The following is a 23,242-nucleotide window of genomic DNA, read 5'->3' on the forward strand; positions in this document are numbered from 1 at the left end:
TCGACCGCGCCGTGAGGTCCCGCGGCCGGTCGATCGATTCCAGAAGGTCGATATAGCCGGTTTCCCTACCGCCGCGCGATGGCCCTCTCCGACGAGGCGACCGAGCGCCTCGCAGACGTGGTCGCCCTCCAACCGACCAAGAACAGCGAACTCGAGGACCGATGGGACATGGACAGCGGCAGCGAGGTCCACCAGTACCTCGAAGCCGAACTCAAGGAGTACTACTACCGCGACGAGAACAGCCTGATCCGCGCGACCGCCGACGCCGCCGAACTCGTCGGGGCCGAACCCGACGACGACGGCCCGCGGACCGTCCGCGTGCCCGCACTCGAAGTCTCGGTGTTCGACGTCGTCGCCGGTCAGGACGACGACCCCGAGAGCGTGGTCTCCGTGCTCCACAAACTCCGCGAGACCCACGACCTCGACCCCGAGCCCGACGACGTCCGGTCGGCGCTCCGCGGGCTCGAACGCCGCGGCGTGGTCGAGGTCGTTCAACGAACCGTCCCGGTCTTCCGGCTCGCGGTCGAGCGCGATTCGGTGGTCGTCGAGTCGATCGACGAGGACTAATCGAGATCGGGTCGATTGCGTTCGCGCTGGTCGGCGAGCAGCCGCTTGATGGCCTTTCCCGGCCCGCCCTCGATCGGCCAGCCCCGCGAGCGCCAGGCGGGCGGCTCGGGTTCGAACGACCCGCACGACCACGCGCACTCGGTGGCGCTCTGGTGGTATCCCTTCGCCGCACACCAGGGGAGGGTGGTTCCGTTCTCAACACGGAGCTCGAAGTGCCGGCAGTCGGGTCGCATCGTGTCGACGTACGACCGCCAGCCGCGTTCGTAGGCGCGCTCGGCTATCCCGAGGCGTTTCTCGGCCTTCCACTCCCGGCTCGCGTACTCGAACTCGGCGGCGTTCCCGCTCGTCGCGCGCTCGGTGATCCGGGTTCCGGGTTCGCGGGCCGCGAGGGTTCGCGGGTGCCAGACGACCTCGGCGTCCGTTCCGCTCTCTCCATCGGTGTCGACCACCAGCACGCCCGCCTCGACCGGGAAGTCCCGGAGGAGAACGGGTTCGACGGCGTCGTCGGTGCGGGCGGTGGCGACCCAGACCTCGTCACAGAGCCCGAGCGCGACGTCGCGTTCGATCTGGCCGGCGAGGGCGCGGGCGGCGCTCGCGGTGAGGTCGGGTTTGTTCTCGATCGCGACCACCCGCTCGACCCAGTCGGGGTAGGCCCACTTCCGACGGAGCTCGATCCGGTTGTTCCGGCGGCGGGTTTCGACGATCCCACGGCCCGCCGCGCGGTGGACCGCCTCCCGGACGTATCTCCAAGGATAGTCGGGCTCGGGGAGGCACTCCCGGTACCACGCCCACTCGGCCGGCGCGTTTCGAACCACACCGAGCAGGTCGCTATCGAGCCGCTTCGTGCCGAACCGCGCCCGCTCGGCGAGCTTTCGGGTGTTCGCCTCCACGACCACCGTGTCCCACCGCCGGTACTTCGTCCCGAGCTGGCGCGCGACGATGGCGGTGGTGCCGGGCGGCAGCGTCCCCTCGGGCGGCCAGTTGCGCTCGGCCCACGCGCACACCCCGAGTTCGAAGACGAACTCGCTGTCGACGTTCACGTTCTGCGTCCCCCTTCGACCGGCTAATCGGTTCGGTTTTTGGGTGATTCCACCCGACGAGCCTTTATCTGAACCCCAACCCACGCTCCACCCGATGGTCGTTCTCGAAGCGTTAGTCGTCGGCGCGGTCACCGCGCTCGTCGTCCGTCACTTCACCCACGACGGCCCTGACGACCGGGGAGACGGTTTCAGCCTCCTGAAGTTCTGGTTCTTCTGGCCTCTACAGCTCGTCGAACTGGCTGGCAAAGCCCTCGTGTGGTTCGTTCGCGGGTCGGTGCGGCTCGTCCGACGGTGGCGGTCCGATTCGGAGACGGAGTGAATCGACCGTCGACCGCCATCGGTCTCGGTCGCGACGACCGTGCCGGAACCCGGCCGGTTTAGTATCGACTGCCCGACCGTTCGGTCATGCAGGCCGACGAGATCCACCCTCAGGCGAAGGCGGCGGTCGAACGGCAGGACCGATTCTCGCTTCCGCACAGTCGCCGTGCGACGACGGTCCTCCGCTTCGTCTCGCGCGTGACGATGCGGATTCAGAACCGGCACAACCCGCGCGTCGGGACGGTCACGGACCTCACGATCCCCGGTCCCGCGGGCGACCTCGACGCCCGCCTCTACCGACCGGACGCGGACGGTCCGTTCCCCACGGTCGTCTTCTTCCACGGCGGCGGGTTCGTCTTCGGCGACATCACCACCCACGACTGGCTCTGTCGCCACCTGGTTCGCGAGAGCGGCTGTGCCGTCCTCTCGGTCGACTACCGGCTCGCGCCCGAACACCCCTTCCCGGCGGCGGTCGAGGACGCCTACGCCGCGACGGAGTGGGCGGCCGCGAACCCCGAGGCGCTCGACGGCACCGGCGACCTCGCGGTGGCGGGCGATTCGGCCGGCGGGAACCTCGCGGCCGTCGTCGCCCTCCTCGCCGCCGACCGTGACGGCCCCGAGATCGACCATCAGACCCTCCTCTACCCCGGCGTCGGGTTCGCCGACGACCATCCCTCGATGCGGGACCACGCCGGCATCGTGCTCTCAGAGGCAGACATGGCGTGGTTCAACGAGTGTTACTTCGTGAACGACATCCACATGCGGAACCCCTATGCCGACCCGATCAACGCCGCCGACCTCTCCGGGGTCGCGCCCGCGACGGTCGTCACCGCGGGCTTCGACCCGCTTCGGGATGGCGGGCGGGCCTACGCCGAGAAACTCGTTCACGACGGGGTCTCGACACGCTACGAGAACTATCCGGACATGGTCCACGGCTTCATGACGATGCGCGAGGTCGACCGGGCTCGCGAGGCCATCGCCGCCGTCGCCGACGACCTCGCGGGCGCGCTCACCGGGAACTGATCCGTCCCTCGAGCCGCCGACTCAGTAGCCCTTCTCGTTGAGGAAGTCGTGGGCCTCGACGAAGATGTCGCGCGGGCCGTCCTGGGTGATGGTGTTCACCGCCTGTTCGTAGTCGCGCCACTGGTGGTCGTGGTGTTCGTTCGAGAGCTCGGCACTGGCCTCGTTCGACTCCGCGACGAACAGGTGGACGGTCTTGTGGATGGTGTCGCCACCGGCCTGGAAGACGTAGTCGTACTCGCGCCGAAACCCGTCGATCAATCTGAAATCCTGAATCCCGGATTCCTCCGTTACCTCTCGAATCGCCGTCTGCTGGAGTTCCTCGTCCCCCTCGACGCCGCCTTTGGGGAACTCCCAGTCCCCGGGACGGCTCTTCAGGAGGAGGTACTCGCGGCGGCCCCTCGTATCGCGAAAGAGGATAGCCCCCGCACTCGTCGCTTCGACTGCCATTACCCGGTTTATTCGGGCCGCCTTTAATTGGGTGTTGTTTCAACTCCCACCTTTTGCTGCGGTCGCTCGCTAGCGCTCGCTCCCTAGCAAAATGTGGATCAAAAGCCCGCGTCACCCCACTCGCTCCGCTCGGGGGTTCCTCGGCCCGCTCGCTCCTTTCAGTCGCTCGCGGCACAATCACTACCGACTCCCGCTCCGCCCCGCGGCGGCCACATGCCTCCCCAGCCGATTCGTTCGCTCCCTCCAGTCGCTCACTCATCCCTCGCACAGTGTCCGCAACCGGCCCTCACTGTCGTTCGGACCGGTCGCAAGCGCGCGCCACAGCATCCGTACCGCTACCCCACCCGCACCGCCACACCATCCGCATCACTCGCACCGCCCTCACAACCGAGCCACCCGTGCTCGACACACACACCGACTCCACACGGGTGCGTTTTTGGTGCGTGGCCTCCCAGACCGGACACCAATGCCTTTCGTCACGACACTCGAACTCACGAGCGGCGACCGGGGCGCGCTCGACCGCGTTGTCGAGGACATCAAGGAGAGCGCCTCGCGGAAGGGCGTCGAGTTCGGCGGCCCGCACCCGGGCCAGCCCCACGAACAACACGCCCCGCAGTCCAAACGCCTCTCGGCGACCGGCGACCGGTTCGCCGACTGGACCTACACCGTCTACTCGCGCACCATCGAGATCGTAGGCCACGACGAGTTCGCCCGGAGCGTCGCCGGCGGGGCGTTCCCTGCGGGCGTCCACGTCGAGGTCGAGATCGACCAGGTCCGACAGGCCGGTCACTGACCGAAAGGTTACGTCACCGGCGGTCGCCACACCCCTCATGCAACGGACCCGCCACGACCGACTCGTCGACCTCCGCCGCGACCTCCACCGTCACCCCGAACCCGCCTGGCGCGAGTTCTACACCACCAGCCGGATCGTCGAGGAGTGCGAACGCATCGGCGTCGACGACCTCCTCGTCGGACCCGCGATCCTCGCCGACGGCGAACGCACCGCCGTCCCGGACGACGAGGAACTCGCGACGTGGTACGAGCGGGCCCGCGCCGCCGGCGCGCGTGAGGACGTCCTCGGAAAATTGGAGGGGGGCTACACCGGCGCGATAGCGGTCCTCGAACGCGGCGAGGGTCCGACCGTCGCGCTCCGGGTCGACATCGACGGCCTGCTCCGCGAGGAATCGGATTCCGAGGCGCACGTCCCCGCGAAGGAGGGCTTTCGCTCGGAGACCGGCGCGATGCACGCCTGCGGCCACGACTCACACGCAACCATAGGCATCGGCGTGCTCGAAGCGGTTGCCGAGAGCGACTTCCAGGGGACGTTCAAGGTCGTCTTCCAGCCCGGCGAGGAGATGGTCGCGGGCGCGAAGCCGATCGCCGAGAGCGGCCACCTCGACGACGTGGACTATCTTTTAGCTACCCACATCGGCCTCGATCATCCCACCGGCGAGGTCGTCGCGGGCATCGACGACTTCCTCGCGGTGCACCACTTCCGAGCCGACTTCTCGGGCGAACCCGCCCACGCCGGGGCCGACCCCCAGGAGGGGAAGAACGCCGTCCAGGCGATGGCGGCGGCGATCCAGAACCTCTACGCCATCCCGCGTCACGACGACGGCCCGACCCGGATCAACGCCGGGATGGTCGGCGGCGGGAGCGCGACCAACATCATCCCCGAGGCGGCGTTCATCGAGGGCGAAGTCCGGGGTCAGACGACGGCGCTCATGGAGTACATGCGCGAACGCGCCGAGCAGGTGGTCGAGTCCGCCGCCGAGATGCACGGCTGCTCGGTCGACCTCTCGACGGTGGGCGGCGCGCCGAGCGCGACCAGCGACGCCGAACTCGTCGAGATCGTTCACGAGGTGTCGACCGAAGTGGAGGGGGTCGACACCCCCACCGAACGCGACGGCCTCGGCGGGAGCGAGGACGCGACCTACCTGATGCACCGGGTTCAGGAGCGCGGCGGGCACGCGGCCTACGTCTGCATCGGCACCGACCACCCCGGCGGCCACCACACCGCGACCTTCGACGTCGACGAACGCTCGATCGACATCGGCGTCGACGTGCTGACCGAATCGGTGCTCCGGATCGCCCAGGAGACGCCGTAGCCACCGACCCCACGTCGTCTGCCGGCGAACATCGAAGACGCGTTTCGTATCGCCTACCGGCCGAAACGCTTGGCGACCGTCTCGCCGATCCGTTCGCCCACGTAGAAGCCGTAGAGGCGGGACAGTCCGAGCCAGATCAGAATCACGCCCAGCACGAGCCCGACGAGCCCGGTCCGAGCCACGATGTCGAATATTCCCACGAGGATGAACAGTATCGAGACCGTGAGATACACGATGTCCCGCTGGAAGAACGCCCGCACGCTGTCGAGTGTGCCCATCGTTCGGGCTTACACCCCCTCCCTCATAAGGAATGCACAAACGACCGGTCGAGGGGTGGTCCCGACCGGAACGGAGCCCGGACCCTACTCGGACTTCGACGTCTCGAACTCCTCCTCGCAGTCGAGGCACTCGTAGTGCGACTCGTCGGCGTCGGCGGTGGTGTCGGCTATCTGGACGTTGTTGGACTCACAGCTCGGACAGGTGACGTCGCTCGATGTCGGTGTGGAGCTCACGTTCGCCCGTGTTCGTCGTCGTCTATAAGCTCCCACCACGCTGCTGCCTGCTCGTCCGCTCGGACGGACCGGTGTGTCGGCGTGCTCGAAGGGCGTGCAGTCCTCGCCCCCTCCCTCGACTACGGCGAGACACCGGCGGGGAGCGTACACTCCGTCCCACACCGCGAACACCGCCAGCGCATCCGGAGCGGATAGCGGTCGTCGCCGAGGCCGATCGCGTCCATCCTGACGACGTACTGGGGTTCGTAGTCGTGGTGGCCGAACCGACAGAGGGGGACGAGGAGCGACCCGAGGAGTTCCGTTCCCGTCTTATTCATGCGACACCACTGTTGGTTTCACCTCGGCACGCGTTCGCAAAAGCGTTCGTACCCCACTCCCGGTGTGACCTGACCGATTCCGGTCCGACCACGACCGTCTCGGGCGCGTGCGACGGGTTTATGGGTGGCGGTTGCCGTGTTGGAACCGTATGCGTATTAACGAATCTTCGTCTTTTGTTAATTCCGGGAGGCCGCCGTGGGTCGGAGTCGGGGCGACGGCCGCGTTCGTCGTGTTGAGCGGGCTCGGGGCGGTCGCGGGGCTGTGGAAGGTGCTCGTGATCGGCTGGGTCGCCTTCGTCGCGATGGCGGGTGCGGCAGTCGTGGCACGGGTTACGGTCGCCGACCCGCATCCCCGTCGGGTGGTCTGGAGCTACGGGCTCGCGAGCGGCGCGATGGTGACGAGCGCCGCGGTGTTTCTGGTTCCACAGGCGGTCGGCTACGACCCGCAGGTCGGCGGGTTCGGGGTGGCGGCGGGGCTGCTGGCGGGCTACGCCGGCCACGTCATCGGCCACCGGTTCAGCCACCGCGACCTCCCGATCGAGACCACGACCGCCCAGCTCACCGCACACGCGCTCACGGCGGGGCTCGTCATCGGCGCGGTCTACTCGCTGCTCCCCGACCTCGGGTTGCTCCTGGGACTCGGGATCGTCTCGCACAAGGGGCCCGCGGGCTACGCCGCCGCACGCCGGCTTCGGACGAAGGGCCGCTCGGTCGGTTCGCTGTTGCTCCCGGCGGCGGGGGTCGGGATCACGGCCACCGCCGTCGGCCTCCTCGACCCGTCCACCTCGATGGTGGCGAACGCCGCGGTGTTCGGGTTCGCCGCCGGTATCTTCCTCCACATCGCGATGGACTTCCTGCCCGAGTGCGAGGTCGGCAGCGAGGTCGCGGCCCTCGTCGGCAAGGGCGAGGACGACCACGCGCTGCTCGACCGCCTCCGGATCCACGGCGTCGCGAGCACCGCGGTCGGGGCGGGCGCGGTCTTCCTCGCGTGGCTCGTCGTTGGCTGAACGGATGTGGGTTGTGAGCACGTCTCTGTGAGGAGCCGTGGGTTCTTGTGGGCCGACCCCCAAACGCGCGCATGGTATCCGAAGGCGATTCCGCGCCCGACTTCACCGTCACGCTCGCCGGCGACGACCCCGAGGCGTTCACGCTCTCGGAGCACCTCGACGAGGCTCCGATCGTGCTCGCGTTCTTCCCCGGGGCGTACACGCCGCCGTGCACCAACGAGATGGTCGCCTTCCAGGAGGAGTACGACGGCTTCGACGGGGTCGGCGGCACCCTCTACGGTGTGAGCGCCGACTCGGCGTTCAGCCAGGCCTCCTTCGCCGACGAGTACGGTTTCGAGTTCTCGCTCCTCAGCGACATGGACCGCGAGGCGATCGGTGCCTACGACCTCGAGATCGACATCGGCGACCTCGGCCTCTACGGCGTCTCCCAGCGCGCGGTGTTCGTGGTCGATTCGGATGGCGAGGTCACCTACGCGTGGGTCGCCGACGACCCGACCAACGAGCCGGACTACGACGAGGTTCAAGAGGCGGTCGAGGCGGCGGCCTGAGAAGCCAACTCACACCGATTTTCGCACACTATCCTGAGTAGCCCCGGCTACGGCTCGATCGCGGTCTCGGGGTTCGCGATCGACCAGAGCCGTTCGGGCAGGAAGTCGTCGAGGTGGTCGATCACCCGGCGCTCACTCACGTCGAGGCCCTCGCAGTGGTCGTGGGCCTCCTCGCGGATCGAGATGTGGAGGTCGTCGTCTTCGAGTTCGACGGAGAGCGGAAACACCGAACAGCGGACTGGCTTCCAGTCGTGTTCGGCGTGGAGCGCACAGAGGCCGTCGTCGCGGAGGAAGAAGCAGGCCGCGCCGTCGAGGGCCACGTCGTTCTCTCGGTCCTTCGGCTCGCGTTTGACGGCCTGCTGGCCCCGAAAGTCCACGGTGGCCTCGTTGACGTTCGCGCGTTTCGCGAGCCCCACGAGGTCGGGGTCCGAGAGTAGTACGCCGTGTTGACAGCACCAGGTACACGAATCGATGCACTCGAAGGTGAGGTCGGGGTCGAGCTCCACGACCGCCTCACAGCCGGGATGCACCTCGATCCGCTGTCCGTCGGTCACGAGGGCTCTCCGCGACGCGCCCGCCAAAACCTTCCGGTTGATGGCGATTACTGTGCTATTCTGGTGAATTATTGGGAAAGAATTTTGATAGCGTGACACGCCTGTTAACAATATGGGGCTATTCGACCGAGGAAATTCTAATGACGAACTCCTCGTCGTAACGGAACTTCTCGAAAATGGAGAGGGCAACTCCGTTACGAAGAAAAATCTCACTGGTAGAGAGGTCGGAGGAGAATCGCTTCTATCCTACATTCGAAATGGCGAACAGCCACACTACATTCTCAACAACCGAAACAAGGGACTCACCTACAATGAACGAGGGACAAAGGATACCACTCAACCTTCTAGTAGTGGCTGGGCGTTTTGTCTGTTCACTGACCAGCGCGTTCTATTCATAATCGATACCGACTCTGGGATTGACCAGCGAAGTATCGAATATGATGATGTCGAAAGTGTCGAAGCATCCACAGGCTTTCTGAAAAATCAGATCACGATCAAAACCCTCTATGCGAATTACCGATTCTACGTGAGTGGTTCTATCTCTTCGGATGAATTCGAGAATTCTATCGCGTTCGTTCGACGTCAGGCGGGTCTCGAAAAACCAGCGGTAATGAACACACCAACTACCACGCCCACACAATCGGCAACTCCCTCTCTGTCGGAAGATCGGGACAAAAAGACAGTACTACAACGACTCAGGAGTATGGACCCGTACGAGTTTGAACATTTCGTCGCGGATCTCTGGGAGGCTCAGGGATGGGAGGCCGCGGTTTCGCAGGCGTCTGTTGACCAAGGGGTGGATATCGTTGCGACGAAGCAGAATCCGTTTCCGCAAAAGCAAGTGATCCAAGCGAAGCGATACGCAGCGAATAATACGATCGGTAGTCCGAAGATACAACAGTACTCTAGCCTTCGACAACAAGAACCTGGAGCGGACGTTTCTGTAGTCGTTACGACCAGTGGTTTCAGTCGCCAAGCCGAAGAACTAGCGCAGAACCTGAATGTAAAGCTGGTCGATGCTGAAGGGATCTATCGATTACTGAAAGAAGTCGATCGTTTCGATCTTGTAGCAGAGTACTCACCGGTCCAGATCGAATCCGTATCGGGGCCAGCGATCGGGCAAGAACAACAGACGTTCCAAGGAGAGAGGGATATAGAACGGAACATAACCGATGCGGAACCGTCTTCTGTTATTGTTGATTCGCATTCCGAAGCGGATTCCTTCTTAAAAGAATATACTGAATGTCCTAACTGTGGAGAATTTGTGCCCATGAAGCGAATTTGGCGTAAAGATTTGATTTTTCCGAAGCTGCAATGCACTCAGTGCCAGACCGTGTTCGCCGAGGATGATGATGTACTCATTCTGCTGAAGAATATCCGAACAGAGAGGACACAGAGCGCGAGTAAGTACGGTTACTACGGCGTTGCAGTTGGTGTCGTACTGGCAACTATTGGTGTCGTCACACCGACTCTTGCCATTCTGACATGGCTCGCTCTCCCGATCGCGATCAGCAGAGACACACGCTATGTTCGCGCTAACAGCAGCAGAAATCCCTCAACTGGATATTGGGTGTGGGGAGCTGTGGCTCTCCCACTCATTTCTGCAGTTGTTATCGGAGGTATCGGTATCGGGGCTGCATCACTCATTACGGGCGGGGCTTATCTCGTTCAGAGGCATCGAAACGATACTACGGAATCTGGAATTCATCAAAAAGGAATCAGATCCTATATCACTCAGAAGCGTAGTTAACTGTAGCCCCGCCAGCGATGCCCGCACTCGGTGCACTTGAAAAATCGCGTCGGAGGTTCGTCGGCCGATCCGGTTTGCTTGATGGTGTACCACGCCATGTCGTTGCCGCACTCCTCGCACTCGATCTCGACTGTCGGTTTCCCCTCGTCGGCGGCGTCCTCGGTGGTCTCGATCACGTCGTCGAAGGTCTGGTCCTCGGTGCTCACGAACGCCGCCGCGCGCTCCTCGTCTTTGGCCACTCGCGCGCCACAGCCCGCACACACCATCTCGTCGCCGTCGGCGTGCATCATCGACCCGCACTCGTCGCAGAATTGCATACTGGAACTCGTCCCTCCGGCGGCAAAAGCACCCGGTCGGCGGTCGAGCTATCGCGACTCGGCCTCGAACTCGTCGAATAGACTCGCCACGCGCTCGCGGACCTCCTCTCGGATCGATCGGACGGTCTCGACGTCTGCGCCGTGCGGGTCCGGCAGGTCCCAGTCGCGAACGTCGATCCCCGCGTCGAGGTCGAGCGTCGAACAGCCCATCGTCGCCACGTAGTCCGCCGAGTCGAGTTCCTCGTCGGTGATCTCGCGGGGGGTGCGGCCCGAGAGGTCGATCCCCGCCTCGTGCATGACCTCGACGACCTCGTCGTGGACGCCGTCGGCGGGGTGTGTGCCGCCGGTGAGGATAGTTATCTCGTCGAGCCCTCGCTGGTCGCGCTCGCGTTCGGCGAACGCGCTCGCCATCTGGGACCGCCCGGCGTTCTGGACACAGACGAACGCGACTCGGGGCCCGTCGCTTCTGTTGGACACGGCTGCTCGTCACGGGGTTGGGTCGCAGCGAGAATGAACGTTTGGGCCTTTGGCCCCTCCGGCTATCGCTCGCCGTACCACTCCGCCTCGAAACGTTCGACGAAGCGCTCGGTGAACGCGTGGCGTTCCTCGGCGAGCGCCCGCGCCGCCTCGGTGTTCATCTCGCCTGGGAGGTGCTGGAGTTTGTCGTAGTAGTGTTCGATCCCCGAGTACCCACCGTCGGGGTCCCAGAGCGGCGTGCCGTGGACCCCGCCGTAGGCGAAGTTCCGCGCGACCCCGACCGCGCCGATGGCGTCGAGGTTGTCGGCGTCCCGGAGGACCTCGGCCTCGACCGTCTCGGCGGATCGTTCGATCCCTCGAAATTCGTACTCGTCGTGGACCGCGACACAGTGACAGACCGCGGGGACCTTGCTCGGCGGGAACTCGGTCGCGCCGAGCACTTCCCGTACGTCCGGGAGGGTCTCCTCGGGATGGACGTCCTCGCCGTCGGTGCCTACCGTCCGGTGGATGTCGTGGGTCAGCGCGGCCGCGCCCACCACTTCGACGTCGGCCCCCTCCGCGTCCGCGAGGCGGGTCCCCAATCGAAACACCCGCCACGCGTGGTCGAGGTCGTGGCCCGATGAGTCCCCGTCGTACCACGCCACCATCTCGTCGGCGATGGCCCGAAACAGCGCCCGCTCCTCGTAGTTCTCGTCCGATTCGTCCCTCGAAAAGGCGTCGAGATTCGTCACGAAAGTTCCTCGGTCGGGACGAGGTAGCTACAACTCAAGTGGGTTTCGGCGGTCGGTCCCGCTCGACGTGTGCGCCCTCGTTGCGCGGCGCACACACGAGCACGTCGCCGTCGACGCCCGCCGCCGACAGCACCTCGTGGGCGACCGTCCGTGCTTCGTCGGCACGCGCCTCATCGGTGAGACCGTAGACGGCGGGGCCCCAGGACGACTGGCCCGCACCCGCGACCGCGGGCGAGGCCGACAGCGAGTCCACGATGTCGCCGAGCGGCGGCCGGTAGACCCCGCCCTGTTCGTCGGCGTACCAGGTGCCGTTGAGCCGGCTCACCGCGGCGACCGCCCCACCGAAACCCGCCCAGTCACCTTCGGCCGCGGCCGGAAGCAACCGCTGGGCGACGAGTCGGGCCACCTCGTCGGCGATGGCGGGGTCGGCGCGCTCGACCACCCGACCGATGCTCTCGGTCTCCTCGTCCCCGCATCGGCCCGACTCGATGTCGGGGATGACGACCACGAACCGCCACGAGCCGGGGAGCGCGTGACGTGCGACCGGTACGGGGACCGCCCACTCGCCCTCCGCCGGTGGCTCCGTGGTGAAGCGCTCGGCGTGGTGGCCGGCGTCGGCGACGAATCCCCCTTCCCGAAACGTCGCACAGCCGACCCCGCTCCGGCCGCCGCGGCCGAGCGCCGGCGCACGCTCCCTGACCCGTGGTTCGCGGTCGTGGGCGCGCGCGACGGCCGTCAGGACGGCGAGCGCGAACTGCGTGCCGCTCCCGAGCCCAACGTGGTGGGGGATGCGTTCCTCGACCGTGAGTTCGACCCCGGGAACGTTGAGGAGGTCGACGACGCGCTCGGCATACGTCGCTGCTCGCGCGTCGTCACAGCGGACCGTGTCGGCGGGTTCGGCCACGAGCACGACGCGCGGCGCGTCGAGCGCGACTCCGAGCCCGCCGTAGAGCCGCTCGCGAGCGAGCGAGAGGTTCTGGAACCCGAAGTGAACCCGCCCGCCGGCCGCGACCCTGACTCGCGTCATGTCGGGGACTCCGTGGGAAAGAGGGAAAGGTCGTCGTTACTCGATGCCGTCGAGGACCGCCGCCGCGGTTCGTGCTGCACCGTTCTCGTACTCGGGGGCGTCGAGCGGCTGGCCGACCGCGCGGACCACGTGGCGGATGGAGTGTTCGACCTGGAAGCCGTCCAGCCCCGTGCGCTCGATCACGCGCGAGACGCCGTGTTGTTCGTCCGTGAACGGGTAGACGACACAGGGCGTGCCCGCGACGGCGGCCTCCATCACGGTCGAGTAACCCGAACACACTACCTTGTCGGCGGCCCGGAGGTAGGGGAGGAGCGCCGGCACGCACTCCCAGTCGGGACCGCCGACGAGGGTGACGTCGTGCCCCGCCTCCCGAAGGCGTTCGGCGAGCTCGCCGAATCCGGTCGAGTAGGCGCTCGGGACCACCAGCACCTCGGACGGCTCCGGCGTGCCGGCGTCGTTCGGTACGGCGGCCGACCCGTCGGCGAGCACGCGCGTCGGCTCCCCCGTCGGCGACCGCACCCGGTCGTCAGACGAGAGGTCGAGCGCGATGGGCGGGACGTGGGTGATGCCGGGCGGGTCGCCGTGGTCGGGCGGCCAGATCGCGGGATAGAGGAACGCCTCGGCGGCGTGGATCTGGTGGCGGTGTAACAGCCAGGTGAACCCCTGTTCGATGACCGCGTCGTAGTACGACGAGGCGTTGTGCGAGCAGATGTAGAGCGGGATGTCGACGAACTCGCTGGCCATCGCGGCGAACATGTCGTCGGTGATCAGCGCGTCGGGGGACTCACGCCGGAGCCAGCCGACGTAGTCGGCGACGCGGCGGGCGCTGTTCGGGAGGCTGTGAACGAGGACATCGAGCAACGACCCGCCCTGGTAGTCGCCGATGAAGTCGACGCCCGCCGGCTCGAACTGGTCGTAGTCGTTGTGCTCGACGAAGCGTGCGCCCGGCCCGCCGCCGGCGAGCGTCACCTGCGCGCCGCGGGCTTCGAGCGCCGCTGCGACCGCCAGCATCCGGGTCGCGTGACCCGCCCCCTCGGGGTAGTATGCGACGGCCACCGTCGGAATCATCGTCCCTTTCTGTCACCGGAGGCCTCAAAACCTATTCGAATCGGCGGGAGAACCGCTTTCGGTCGGTCGCTCACACCTCGACGTACTGGGTCTCCCACTCGCGACGCGCCTCGATCTCGCGCTGGCCCCGCCGCGTGATGTTGTAGTAGTTGGTCCGTCGGTCGATCTGTCCCTTCTCGACCAGCCCCTTCTCGACCAGCGTGTCGAGGTTGGGATACAGCCGACCGTGATGGATCTCGGTCTCGTAGTAGTCCTCGAGCTCCTCCTTGATCGCCAACCCGTGTGGTTCGTCCTGACCCGCTATCGCGTACAACAAATCGCGCTGAAATCCCGTGAGGTCGTACATCGTCGTCCAACCCACGTATGTGTTTGAATATCATAAACATAACGGAGCTGTCGCTGTCGGATACTCGACTGGTTTCGGCGTCGTCCCGACGACGGTTCGTCTCACGGTGTCGCGCCCTCGAGATCGGGAGTTGGGATACTCACGTCTCGTTGAGATGTCGTGTTCGAAGGATGGAAAACGCCCGCGCGGGAGAAAAGCCCGCGGCGAGCGTTTGCCGCCCTGAATTGGTCCCCGCTGACGCTTCGGCCCTCCAAGCGAAGCGTCACTCGTATGCAACGGACAGTCACACTTAACCCTATCGACTGTGGGTTACATGTGCTCCTCTTCGAGCACCCAGCCGAGCGCCCGCCGGTAGTAGGTGAACATCCGCCGGACGCCCTCGTGGTTCATCGCCTCGTCGTCGAGCTCTTCGGCGAGGAACTCGTACTGCTCGCGGATCTCGGACTCGTCGCGCATACACTCGTTTCGTCGTCGGACGGGTATCAAACCGGCGGCCCACGACCCATCGCTCGGTAGGTCGTCGCCTAATGGCCCAGAGGTGGAGCTAAGCTCACTCGACGCGAACGAACGGTATGACCGACAGCGACCTACAGCGCGGTCTCGAGGGCGTCGCGGTCGCGGAGACGCGACTGAGCCGGGTCGACGGCGCGGCGGGGGAACTGGTGATCGGCGGTTTCCCGGTGGCGGAGCTGGCGACGCGCGCGACGTTCGAGGAGACGCTTCACCTCCTCTGGACCGGTGACCTCCCGGACGCGGACGAGCTCGACTCGGTGCGCTCGGCGCTCGCGGCCCACCGCGACCTCCCCGAGGAGACGTACGCGCTCCTCCGGGCCGCCGCCGAGGGTGGATCGACGGCGATGGACGCCGCCCGCATCGGAGCCGCCGCCGCCAGCGTCGCACGGACGGACGCGGCCGACCCCGAGCGTGACGCCCGGCTCGTCGTCGCGCAGCTCCCGACGGCGGTGGCCGCGTACTGGCGATACTGGAACGGCGAGGAACCGATCGCGCCCGATCCGAGCCTCGGTCACGCCGCCAACTATCTCTCCATGCTGACCGGCGAGGAGCCCGCCCCGGAGACGGTGCGGGGGCTGGAGACGTACCTCAACGCCGTCGTCGACCACGGATTAAACGCATCGACGTTCGCCGCGCGGGTCGTCGTCTCCACCGAATCGGACGTCGTCTCGGCGGTCACCGCCGCCGTGGGTGCGCTGAAGGGGCCGCTCCACGGCGGCGCGCCGGGGCCGGTGCTCGACATGCTCCGAGAGGTCGGCGAGTCGGGCGACCCGGCGGGATACGTCCGTGCGAAACTGGACGATGGCGAGCGGCTGATGGGGTTCGGTCACCGCGTCTACCGGGTTCGGGACCCGCGGGCGGCGGTGCTCCAGTCGGCGGCCGAGCGATTCTACCGCGACCGCGGCGACGAGGCGTTCCTCGACCGGGCGCAGGAGCTGGAGTCCGTCGCCGTCGACGCCCTCGCGGCACACAGGCCCGACCGCCGACTGGAGACGAACGTCGAGTTCTACACGGCCGTGCTCCTCAACGGACTCGGCGTCCCACAGGAGCTGTTCACCGCGACCTTCGGGGTCGCTCGCGTCGGCGGCTGGACGGCACACTGTCTCGAACAGTACGCCGACAACCGAATCGTCCGCCCACGGGCGGTCTACGTCGGCGACGAGGGACGGACGTGGACGCCGATCGAGCAACGCTGAGACGCACCCGCTCGATCGGCTGACGGTGCTCGCGAGCTCACTTCCGATCGAGTCGGGACAGCCCGTGCCAGACCGCGTTCACTAGACGGTCCTCACTGGTTCCGTCGGCATCGTCCCAGCCGCGCGCGAGCGCGTCCTCCAGCGCCCGAATCTCGTGGTTCTCGAAGTTGTTCGCGCCGCTGAAGGCCGCGAGCGCCGTGTCGCCCTCGCCGAGCGCTGTCGACGTACCCTCGCAGAAACCGGCCTCGTCGAGCGCCGCGGTGACTGCTTCGGCGGTCTCGTCGTCGAGTTCGTGGTACTCGTCGGGTGGTTCGCGTTCGAGCAGCGTGACGTCGTAGATCCGGAAGACGCGTTCGAGTTCGTCGATGGGGTGTTCGTGGTCGTCGACGCGGACGTCGATCCAGCGGTCGTTGCCGCCGTCGTAGCCGCCCTCGGGTTTGACGACGTAGAGCGCCGCGGCCTGCTCGCCACGCGCGTCGCCACCCGCCTCGTTACCGGCGTGGAGCGCCGCGAGGAGGCGGTCGGGGAGACCGCCGTCGGCCGATTCGTAGGTCTCGGCCATCGCCTCGATGGTCGCGCGGTTCTCGAGAATGTTGCCCTGCACGGTATAATTCTCGCCCTGAATGTCGCCCGCGAACTCGAAGCAGCCCGCGCCGGTGAAGCCCGCGACGGAGCCGTCCTGGCCGACGACCCCGACCTGGCGCTCGTCCGAGTCGTCGTCCGACTCGGTGAGTTCGGCGACGACCTCGTCGGCCGAGCGCCCCGCTCGGAGCAGGTCGAGACCGTCGGGGCCGTAGGCGACGTTCGCGAAGCTCTGGGTGGCGACCGCGCCCGCGTCGGCGCTCGCGAACGGGACGACCGAGCCGACGCTGACGAACTTCGACTGGACGGCGACCCCCACCGCGTCGGTCGCGGGGTCGCGCGCGACGATGGAGAACGTGCTCGTACGTGGTGGCCGGGCTGGCATACCGCCCGCTCCGCTCTCCCGACAAAAACCTGCTTCGCACGGCCGCGCACCGGGATCCTTTCGGGAAATCGCTTCGATGGCGTCTTCGGGGCGGTGCGGTTGCGGTGGGAGTGGTTGGCGCGCGCTCGCGGTCGTGCGCGAGTGAGACGAGCGCCGACCGCGGAAATTGTGCGAGGGATGAGCACCGCAGGGTGTGAGCGAACGCGAACGACCGAGGAGCGCAGTCGGCTGGGGAGGCGTGTGGCGCGTTGCGGGAGCGGGGCGGTGGCGGTCGCGGTGCGGTGGCGGTCTCTCGTTTGCACCGGGCTACTGGTGGTCATCGCTCGCTACAGCTACCCCCATTCCACCCGTTGTACCCCACATTCCAACACTCGTATCCGAAACGAAAGTCGAACTCGGACGCGAACCGGTCGGTCACTCACTACCCAACGAACCGACATCCCCAGCGTTATGGTCGTACCCCGCCACCACCGACCAATGGGCGTCCTCGAAAACAAGGCTCGGGCGCGGGTGTTCTACAAGTACCTCTCGCGGGTCTACGACGAGATCAACCCGTTCGTCTGGAACGAGGCGATGCGCGACGAGGCCCTCGATTGGTTCGACGTGCACGAGGACGACCGCGTGCTCGACGTGGGCTGTGGCACCGGCTTCGCCACCGAGGGGCTCCTCGAACACACCGACGACGTCCACGGGCTCGACCAGAGCCCCCACCAGCTCGAACGCGCCTTCGCGAAGTTCGGGAAGAACGACCGAGTCAAATTCTACCGCGGCGACGCCGAGCGGCTCCCGTTCGACGACGACGCCTTCGACGCCGTCTGGTCCTCGGGTTCGATCGAGTACTGGCCCGACCCCGTCGAAACGCTTCGGGAGTTCCGGCGCGTGGTGAAACCCGGTGGCCCAGTACTCGTCGTGGGTCCCGACGCACCCCACACCTCGGTGTTCGGCGCGCTGGCCGATTCGATCATGCTGTTCTACGACGAGGACGAGGCCGACCGGATGTTCGACGCCGCGGGCTACGAGACCTTCGAACACCGCATCCAGCAAGCCAAGCCGGGGAGCCCGCGCGCCATCACGACGCTCGCCCGCGCGCCGGAGTGAATCGCGACGAGTGTTCCTGATCCCGAGTTCGTGAGGTCTTCCGTCGTGCAGAGGACAGCGACCGTAGTGGTTCGTCACCGCCAAAAAATTCCGCCGAGAGGGTGGACGACCGCTGGAAGGGCGTGGTGACCGCCGAAGGGCATGGTGACCGCCGAAAGACTCCGAAGGCCATCTTGACCGCCAGTAGCCCGGTGCAAACGAGAGACCGCCACCGCCACCGCTCCCGCAACGCGCCACACACCTCCCCAACCGACTGCGCTCCTCGGTCGTTCGCGTTCGCTCACTCCCTGCGGTGCTCATCCCTCGCACGGTGTCCGCCGTCGGCGACTCGCGGTCGCTCGTCACCGACGACGAGCGCGCGCCACGGTGGATGGTTCGGATTCGTCGAGCGCGCTCGTCAGGTCCGTGCCGTCGCGACCGCCTCGCCGTCGACGGAGATCCGGACGGTCACCGTCGACCCGGCGGTGGGCTGTGGCGCGTTCGTGGTCGTCGCGATCGTCACCGACGCGACCTCGCCGGCGCTCCAGATGTCGTCGCTCCTGCTGTTGAACGGGCCGCTCGGCGCGCCCCTGAAACCCACCATCCCCGCCGCCGGAACCCGCGGCTGGTGGTCGAGCGCCCGTCCGTCGACGAAGAGTCGAACGGTGAGGTCGTTCACGTCGAGGCTGTCGCCGCCTACGTGGGTGAGGATGACCTCGTTGCCGTTCCGGTCGGCGGTGATGGCGGCCGTCGGTGTGTGGTCCGCGCCCCCGAGACCGATGACGAAGGCTCCGACGACCGCCGCGAGCACGAGGGTGACGACCACCAGTACTGCGACACCGACGACCGGGGCGACGCCACGCCGGGACACGCGACGGCATGGCTTCGTGTCCCTACTTCAACCTTCGGCGGGGCGGACGGCGGTGCTGGCGACCGCGGCCGTGGCCGTTCGCTCGGTCGTGCTGTTCCCACCGGTCGCGTTCGTCTCGGCGCTGGTGTCGGATCCGGCGGTTGCGTCGGTCCCGATGGTGCTGTCGGTCCCGACGGCGATGTCCCGTCCGACGGTCGCGTTGGTGGTCACGGTGACGGCTCCCTCGCCCGTTCTCGCGGTCACCGAGAGGTTCCCGTGGGGCGCGACCGTCCAGAGCCGGCCGTCGTCGCCGGTGGCACCGACCGACTGGTTGTCGATCGCTATTCGGCCGTCGGCTGGCTCACCGTCCGCGGTCGAGAGCGAGAGTTCGAGCGGGCCGGTGGGGTAGGTCCGGTTCACCTGCAACCGAAGGTCGTCGGTTCGGTTTCGCACCGGGCTCGCGGTCGGGACGCTCGATACGTCGATCCGCTGGTCCTCGGCGAACACCCGCCCGGAGGTTCGGTTGAGATAGGTCGTCAGCACGCCCTGGTCGTGATAGAGCGTGAACGCGTAGATCCCCGCGCGGCGGTCCCCAGTGGAGGTCGTCGAGGAGGAGTGGTTCCAGGCCCACGGGTAGCTCGCCTGGACCCGATCCAGCGCGTCCTGGATCCCGGTGAGTTCGCCGGCCGTGGTGTTGTTCCGCTCGCCGGGGAGGGAGGCCTCCCGGAGGTAGGTACCGTCGTCGACCGTCGCCAGCACGACCCCGACGTCGGTGGTCTCGACGTAGACCTGGAGGGGTTCGAGCCGCGTGGCGCGGGTCGCGTTGACGCCGTCGATCCCCACCGGCGCGTTCTCGATCCGGATCGTGTTCTCGCCGCGGAGCGCGCTCGCGATCCGCTCGCGGACGGGTCCTTCGAGCGCGCCGAGCTGGACCTGACGGTTCTGCGCCCAGTTGTCGACGGGTTGGCCGTCGATCTGGGCCCCGGCGAGCGAGTCCGCCCGGTCGGCCACCCGGTCCGCCGCGGTTCCGAGCCGTCCCGCCGCGGTGTCGATGTACGCGAGCTCGACGACGAACTCACGGTCGGTGAGCGTGCCGTTGTTGTAGCCACGAACCGCCGCGGCCTGGCGGGCTCGGAGCCGGGCGATGCCGGTCTCGACCCGGGCGGCGCTGCGGTCGAGCTGCGTGCGGCGGGCGCTCGCGGCGTCGAGTTCGTTGGCCCGTTCGTCGAGCACGCGCTGTTCGAACCGGCCGTCGAGGCTGCGTGTGGCGAGGGTGAGTGTGGCCGAGACGTCGAGGGTCGCCCGTCGGTACGACGCGGTTTCGAGCGCGTCGGGATTCACGGTGAGCGACCCCGTGGTGTTCGACGACGGTGTCACTCCCGCCACACTCGGTGACGCGGCTCCGTCGGCGACCGCGAACGCGGTTCCGGAGAGCAGACAGCAAACCAGCACCAGCGCGAGCGCGCGACGCATCCATCGGGACGGGTGCGCCGAACGCACAAAAACCATCGGGCCGGCGGTCGGCGGACACTTCAAGGATGGAAAACGTTTTCGCCGCGGCCCGAACAGACGGGGTATGCGCTCCCGGGCGGTGTTGGGGCTGGCGATCGCCGTCGTTGCCGTCGTCGCGCTCGCTGCACCTGTATCCGTCGCCGCGCAGTCCTCCGCGGACGAGCCGACGGCGACCAACGCCACGTCGACGACCACTATCGTCATCCAGCCCCAGCCCAACGGCGACGCACGGTTCAGCTTCGAAACCCGGTTCGTCCTCGACGACGCCAACGACACCGCGGCGTTTCGAACCCTGGGCGAGGCGTTCGAAGCCGGCGACGCCGGCATCTCCGCCTCGACGTTCCGGCGGGCCGCGAACACCTCCAGCGTCGCCACGGGTCGGTCGATGAACGTCACGAACGTGAGCCGAAACGCCACGATCGCCGCGAACGGGTCGGGCAGCGACGTCGGTCGCCTCACGCTCGGGTTCACCTGGGCCGAGTTCGCCCGGACCGACGACGGCCGAATCATGGTCGGCGACGCGTTCAACGGGACCCAGGGGACGTGGCTCCCAGGGCTGACCGAGCGCCAGACGCTGCTCGTCAAATCGCCGTCGGGCTACGGCGTCACCCGGTCGCCGACGGGGGCCGGGTTCGCGAACGGCACCGTGCGGTTCGAGGGCCCGGCATCGTTCTCCGAGGGGACCCCGGTCGTCTGGTTCGAGCGTCGTGGGAGCCAGCCCGCGACGTCGACACCGGGTTCCGACCCCGGCCTCTTCGGCTCGATCCCCCCGATCGCGGTTGGGAGTGCCCTGGTCGTGGTCGGTGCGGTGGTCGTCGGTGCCTACGCCATGACGCGACGCGACGATGACGAGCCGACTGGGTCGGATGACGGCACGGTGGAGGCAGCGCCGGCGGGGGCCGCCGACCCACCCGACCCGCCGGACGAGCCCGACGAGACGACCGTCCTGGCCGACGTGGACGAGGAGCTCCTCTCGGACGAGGAGCGCGTCGAGCGGCTGCTCGCGGCGAACGACGGCCGGATGAAGCAGGCCTCGATCGTCGACGCCACCGGCTGGTCGAACGCGAAGGTCTCACAGCTCCTCTCGGCGATGGACGAGGACGGCCGGGTGAACAAACTCCGGATCGGGCGCGAGAACCTCATCAGCCTCCCCGACGAGGAGTGAGGCTTTCGGAACGGTTAACATCCGCGCGGCGACTGGATTTTTCATGAAGATCCTCGTGACGGTGGCGGAGGTGGCGGAGGTCGAGGACGACTTCGAGGTCGACGGCCTCGCTGTCGACGACCGGTACTTGACCTACGACCTGAACGAGTGGGACGACTACGCCGTCGAGGCCGCAGTCCAGATACAGGAAGCCGGTGAGGACGTCGAGGTGGTCTCGGTGACCGTCGGCCCCGAGCGCGCCGACGAGACGATTCGGATGGCGCTCGCGAAGGGCGTCGACCGCGCGATCCGAGTCTGGGACGACGACCTCGCGGGGACCGAGTACCTCGACAGCGCGACCAAAGCCGAAATCCTCGCCGCGGTCGCCGAAGAGGAGGACCCGGATCTCGTACTGACTGGCGTCCAGTCGGGCGATTCGGCCTTCGGGGCTACGGGTGTGAGCCTCGCCGAGCGGATCGGCTTCGAGTGGGCCGCGGTCGTCAACGACCTCGACTACGCCGCGGGCGACGACGAGGCGTCGGTCCGCCGCGAGCTCGAAGGCGGCGTCGAGGAGCTCACCGACGTCGAGACCCCTGCGGTGCTCACGATCCAGACCGGGATCAACGACCCGCGCTACGCGAGCCTGCGAGGCATCCGCCAGGCCCAATCGAAGGAGATCGCGCCGAAGAAGCTCGCCGACCTCGGGCTCGATGCCGACGTGACCGAGGGCGCTGTCTCGTTGACCGAACTCTACGAACCGGAGACCGTGAGCGACGCCACGGTCTACGAGGGGAGCCCCGAGGAGACCGCCGGGCAGCTCGCCGACCTCCTCCGCGATAAGGGGGTGGTCGAGGGATGACAGTGCTTGGGATCGCCGAACACCGCCGGGGCGACCTCCGCGACGTGAGCTTCGAACTCGCCTCGGTCGGGCGCGAACTCGCCGACGCCACGGACAGCGAACTCCACTTGGCCGTCATCGGCGGCGAGGTCGAGGCTTTCGCCGATGACCTCGACCGCGAGGGCGTCGACGTGATTCACACGATCGACGAGGGCGAGGAGTTCAACCACGATATCTACGTCCAGGCGGTCGAGGCGCTCCACGACGACCTCAGTCCTGATGTACTCCTGATGCCCCACTCGGTGAACGGGCTGGACTACGCGCCGGCGGTCGCGAGCCGGCTCTCGCTTCCGCTCGTGACCGACGCGATCGGCGTCGAGCGGGACGACGGCCTCGCGGTCACCCGCGAGATGTACGGCTCGAAGGTCGAGACGGTCGTCGACGTCGACGCCGACCGGGTCGCGCTCACCGTCCGGCCGGGTGAGTGGCCACCCGTCGAGGGTACCGGCGATGCCGACGTCTCCGCGTTCGCGGTCGACATCGACGAGTCACAGGTTCGTTCGACGGTGACGGGCTTCGAGGAGGTCGGCGGCGGCGACGTCGACATCACCGACGCCGACGTGCTCGTCTCGGTGGGTCGGGGTATCGAGGAGGAGGAGAACCTCGCACTGGTCGAGGCGCTCGCCGACACGCTCGGCGCGACGCTTTCGTCCTCCCGCCCGATCGTCGACAACGGCTGGCTCCCGAAGAACCGGCAGGTCGGCCAGTCCGGGAAGGTCGTCACGCCGGACGTCTACATCGCGATCGGTATCTCGGGGGCGGTCCAACACGTCGCCGGGATGAAAGGAGCAGAGACCATCGTCGCGATCAACGACGACCCGAGCGCGCCGATCTACGACCTCGCGGACTACGGGATCGTCGACGACCTCTTCGACGTCGTCCCCGCACTGATCGAGGAGTTCGGCGGCGAGCCGCCCGAGATATAACT

Annotated in this window: 29 protein-coding genes; 13 read left to right on the plus strand and 16 right to left on the minus strand. The window is 67.2% G+C overall.

What is annotated here, in order from left to right; genetic code table 11:
* Positions 1-78: 78 nt before the first annotated feature.
* On the plus strand, positions 79-567 hold the full coding sequence (locus GT355_RS01365) for a DUF5797 family protein (RefSeq protein ID WP_160132836.1): 489 nt from the start codon (positions 79-81) through the stop codon (positions 565-567).
* Here the strand turns inward: GT355_RS01365 and GT355_RS01370 are convergent.
* Positions 564-1,607 carry a DUF5787 family protein gene (locus GT355_RS01370; RefSeq protein ID WP_160132837.1) on the minus strand — a complete coding sequence of 348 codons (1,044 nt, stop codon included), beginning with the start codon at positions 1,605-1,607 and terminating at the stop codon, positions 564-566. The two genes, GT355_RS01365 and GT355_RS01370, sit on opposite strands and share 4 nt — an antisense overlap.
* A 94-nt stretch (positions 1,608-1,701) precedes the next feature.
* On the opposite strand from GT355_RS01370, the gene GT355_RS01375 reads away from it, so the two are divergent.
* Together GT355_RS01375 and GT355_RS01380 are read left to right on the plus strand one after the other, a co-directional pair.
* Complete coding sequence (locus tag GT355_RS01375; protein WP_160132838.1) at positions 1,702-1,926, plus strand: hypothetical protein; 225 nt, start codon at positions 1,702-1,704, stop codon at positions 1,924-1,926.
* 86 nt (positions 1,927-2,012) lie between these two features.
* Positions 2,013-2,948, plus strand: coding sequence for an alpha/beta hydrolase (locus GT355_RS01380; RefSeq protein WP_160132839.1), 936 nt, complete (start codon positions 2,013-2,015; stop codon positions 2,946-2,948).
* Positions 2,949-2,969: 21 nt separating this feature from the next.
* On the opposite strand, the gene GT355_RS01385 is transcribed toward GT355_RS01380, so the two are convergent.
* On the minus strand, positions 2,970-3,395 hold the full coding sequence (locus tag GT355_RS01385) for a bis(5'-nucleosyl)-tetraphosphatase (RefSeq protein WP_120071288.1): 426 nt from the start codon (positions 3,393-3,395) through the stop codon (positions 2,970-2,972).
* A gap of 466 nt (positions 3,396-3,861) precedes the next feature.
* On the opposite strand from GT355_RS01385, the gene GT355_RS01390 reads away from it, so the two are divergent.
* Together GT355_RS01390 and GT355_RS01395 are read left to right on the plus strand one after the other, a co-directional pair.
* On the plus strand, positions 3,862-4,188 hold the full coding sequence (locus GT355_RS01390) for an uS10/mL48 family ribosomal protein (protein WP_160132841.1): 327 nt from the start codon (positions 3,862-3,864) through the stop codon (positions 4,186-4,188).
* Between the two features lie 37 nt (positions 4,189-4,225).
* On the plus strand, positions 4,226-5,503 hold the full coding sequence (locus GT355_RS01395; protein ID WP_160132843.1) for an amidohydrolase: 1,278 nt from the start codon (positions 4,226-4,228) through the stop codon (positions 5,501-5,503).
* Positions 5,504-5,556: 53 nt separating this feature from the next.
* Here GT355_RS01395 and GT355_RS01400 read toward each other — a convergent pair whose 3' ends face one another.
* The 3 genes from GT355_RS01400 to GT355_RS01410 all read right to left on the minus strand — a co-directional run bounded on the left by GT355_RS01400 (position 5,557) and on the right by GT355_RS01410 (position 6,332).
* Positions 5,557-5,781, minus strand: a complete 225-nt coding sequence (locus GT355_RS01400; RefSeq protein WP_160132845.1) for a hypothetical protein — start codon at positions 5,779-5,781, stop codon at positions 5,557-5,559.
* 84 nt (positions 5,782-5,865) lie between these two features.
* Positions 5,866-6,015, minus strand: a complete 150-nt coding sequence (locus GT355_RS01405) for a hypothetical protein (protein ID WP_160132847.1) — start codon at positions 6,013-6,015, stop codon at positions 5,866-5,868.
* Between the two features lie 119 nt (positions 6,016-6,134).
* Positions 6,135-6,332, minus strand: coding sequence for a hypothetical protein (locus GT355_RS01410; protein WP_120071280.1), 198 nt, complete (start codon positions 6,330-6,332; stop codon positions 6,135-6,137).
* Positions 6,333-6,481: 149 nt separating this feature from the next.
* On the opposite strand from GT355_RS01410, the gene GT355_RS01415 reads away from it, so the two are divergent.
* A complete protein-coding gene (locus GT355_RS01415; RefSeq protein ID WP_192927942.1) occupies positions 6,482-7,339 on the plus strand; it encodes a ZIP family metal transporter in 858 nt (285 codons plus the stop codon).
* A 71-nt stretch (positions 7,340-7,410) separates the two neighbouring features.
* Positions 7,411-7,887 carry a redoxin domain-containing protein gene (locus GT355_RS01420; protein WP_160132849.1) on the plus strand — a complete coding sequence of 159 codons (477 nt, stop codon included), beginning with the start codon at positions 7,411-7,413 and terminating at the stop codon, positions 7,885-7,887.
* Positions 7,888-7,934: 47 nt separating this feature from the next.
* Here GT355_RS01420 and GT355_RS01425 read toward each other — a convergent pair whose 3' ends face one another.
* Positions 7,935-8,441, minus strand: coding sequence for a YkgJ family cysteine cluster protein (locus tag GT355_RS01425; RefSeq protein WP_240145685.1), 507 nt, complete (start codon positions 8,439-8,441; stop codon positions 7,935-7,937).
* Between the two features lie 112 nt (positions 8,442-8,553).
* Here GT355_RS01425 and GT355_RS01430 point away from each other — a divergent pair, with 112 nt between their 5' ends.
* Positions 8,554-10,191: a restriction endonuclease gene (locus GT355_RS01430; RefSeq protein ID WP_160132852.1), complete on the plus strand. Its 1,638-nt coding sequence runs from the start codon at positions 8,554-8,556 to the stop codon at positions 10,189-10,191.
* On the opposite strand, the gene GT355_RS01435 is transcribed toward GT355_RS01430, so the two are convergent.
* The 7 genes from GT355_RS01435 to GT355_RS17900 form a co-directional block, all read right to left on the minus strand.
* Positions 10,188-10,508, minus strand: a complete 321-nt coding sequence (locus GT355_RS01435) for a transcription factor S (protein ID WP_160132854.1) — start codon at positions 10,506-10,508, stop codon at positions 10,188-10,190. The genes GT355_RS01430 and GT355_RS01435 overlap by 4 nt on opposite strands.
* Positions 10,509-10,556: 48 nt before the next feature.
* Positions 10,557-10,985, minus strand: a complete 429-nt coding sequence (locus GT355_RS01440; RefSeq protein ID WP_160132856.1) for an arsenate-mycothiol transferase ArsC — start codon at positions 10,983-10,985, stop codon at positions 10,557-10,559.
* Between the two features lie 62 nt (positions 10,986-11,047).
* Positions 11,048-11,716 (minus strand): HD domain-containing protein, encoded by a 669-nt coding sequence (locus GT355_RS01445; protein ID WP_160132858.1) that lies wholly within the window; start codon positions 11,714-11,716, stop codon positions 11,048-11,050.
* Positions 11,717-11,750: 34 nt separating this feature from the next.
* Positions 11,751-12,743, minus strand: a complete 993-nt coding sequence (locus GT355_RS01450) for a beta-ribofuranosylaminobenzene 5'-phosphate synthase family protein (RefSeq protein ID WP_160132860.1) — start codon at positions 12,741-12,743, stop codon at positions 11,751-11,753.
* A gap of 36 nt (positions 12,744-12,779) precedes the next feature.
* Positions 12,780-13,811 carry a glycosyltransferase gene (locus GT355_RS01455; RefSeq protein ID WP_160132862.1) on the minus strand — a complete coding sequence of 344 codons (1,032 nt, stop codon included), beginning with the start codon at positions 13,809-13,811 and terminating at the stop codon, positions 12,780-12,782.
* A 70-nt stretch (positions 13,812-13,881) separates the two neighbouring features.
* A complete protein-coding gene (locus GT355_RS01460) occupies positions 13,882-14,157 on the minus strand; it encodes a PadR family transcriptional regulator (protein WP_007691952.1) in 276 nt (91 codons plus the stop codon).
* Positions 14,158-14,466: 309 nt separating this feature from the next.
* The gene (locus tag GT355_RS17900) at positions 14,467-14,613 is read right to left on the minus strand and encodes a hypothetical protein (protein WP_192927943.1); all 147 of its coding nucleotides are present in this window, start codon (positions 14,611-14,613) and stop codon (positions 14,467-14,469) included.
* 116 nt (positions 14,614-14,729) lie between these two features.
* Here GT355_RS17900 and GT355_RS01465 point away from each other — a divergent pair, with 116 nt between their 5' ends.
* On the plus strand, positions 14,730-15,866 hold the full coding sequence (locus tag GT355_RS01465) for a citrate synthase (protein ID WP_160132864.1): 1,137 nt from the start codon (positions 14,730-14,732) through the stop codon (positions 15,864-15,866).
* Positions 15,867-15,903: 37 nt separating this feature from the next.
* Here the strand turns inward: GT355_RS01465 and GT355_RS01470 are convergent, their stop codons facing one another.
* Positions 15,904-16,833 (minus strand): DUF1028 domain-containing protein, encoded by a 930-nt coding sequence (locus GT355_RS01470; RefSeq protein WP_160132865.1) that lies wholly within the window; start codon positions 16,831-16,833, stop codon positions 15,904-15,906.
* 477 nt (positions 16,834-17,310) lie between these two features.
* Between GT355_RS01470 and GT355_RS01475 the strand changes: the two genes are divergently transcribed.
* On the plus strand, positions 17,311-17,931 hold the full coding sequence (locus tag GT355_RS01475) for a methyltransferase domain-containing protein (RefSeq protein ID WP_120073750.1): 621 nt from the start codon (positions 17,311-17,313) through the stop codon (positions 17,929-17,931).
* A 397-nt stretch (positions 17,932-18,328) separates the two neighbouring features.
* On the opposite strand, the gene GT355_RS01480 is transcribed toward GT355_RS01475, so the two are convergent.
* Positions 18,329-18,781, minus strand: a complete 453-nt coding sequence (locus GT355_RS01480; protein ID WP_160132867.1) for a type IV pilin N-terminal domain-containing protein — start codon at positions 18,779-18,781, stop codon at positions 18,329-18,331.
* Positions 18,782-18,808: 27 nt separating this feature from the next.
* Positions 18,809-20,233 (minus strand): DUF7096 domain-containing protein, encoded by a 1,425-nt coding sequence (locus GT355_RS01485; RefSeq protein WP_160132869.1) that lies wholly within the window; start codon positions 20,231-20,233, stop codon positions 18,809-18,811.
* 103 nt (positions 20,234-20,336) lie between these two features.
* Between GT355_RS01485 and GT355_RS01490 the strand changes: the two genes are divergently transcribed.
* The 3 genes from GT355_RS01490 to GT355_RS01500 are packed head-to-tail and all read left to right on the plus strand — an operon-like array spanning position 20,337 to position 23,240.
* Positions 20,337-21,437 (plus strand): helix-turn-helix transcriptional regulator, encoded by a 1,101-nt coding sequence (locus GT355_RS01490; protein ID WP_160132871.1) that lies wholly within the window; start codon positions 20,337-20,339, stop codon positions 21,435-21,437.
* 43 nt (positions 21,438-21,480) lie between these two features.
* Complete coding sequence (locus GT355_RS01495) at positions 21,481-22,275, plus strand: electron transfer flavoprotein subunit beta/FixA family protein (RefSeq protein WP_160132873.1); 795 nt, start codon at positions 21,481-21,483, stop codon at positions 22,273-22,275.
* Positions 22,272-23,240: an electron transfer flavoprotein subunit alpha/FixB family protein gene (locus GT355_RS01500; RefSeq protein ID WP_160132875.1), complete on the plus strand. Its 969-nt coding sequence runs from the start codon at positions 22,272-22,274 to the stop codon at positions 23,238-23,240. The genes GT355_RS01495 and GT355_RS01500 overlap by 4 nt, the downstream gene beginning before the upstream one ends.
* Positions 23,241-23,242: the final 2 nt, after the last annotated feature.

The organism is Halococcus salsus, from assembly GCF_009900715.1.
Classification (GTDB): Archaea; Halobacteriota; Halobacteria; order Halobacteriales; family Halococcaceae; genus Halococcus; species Halococcus salsus.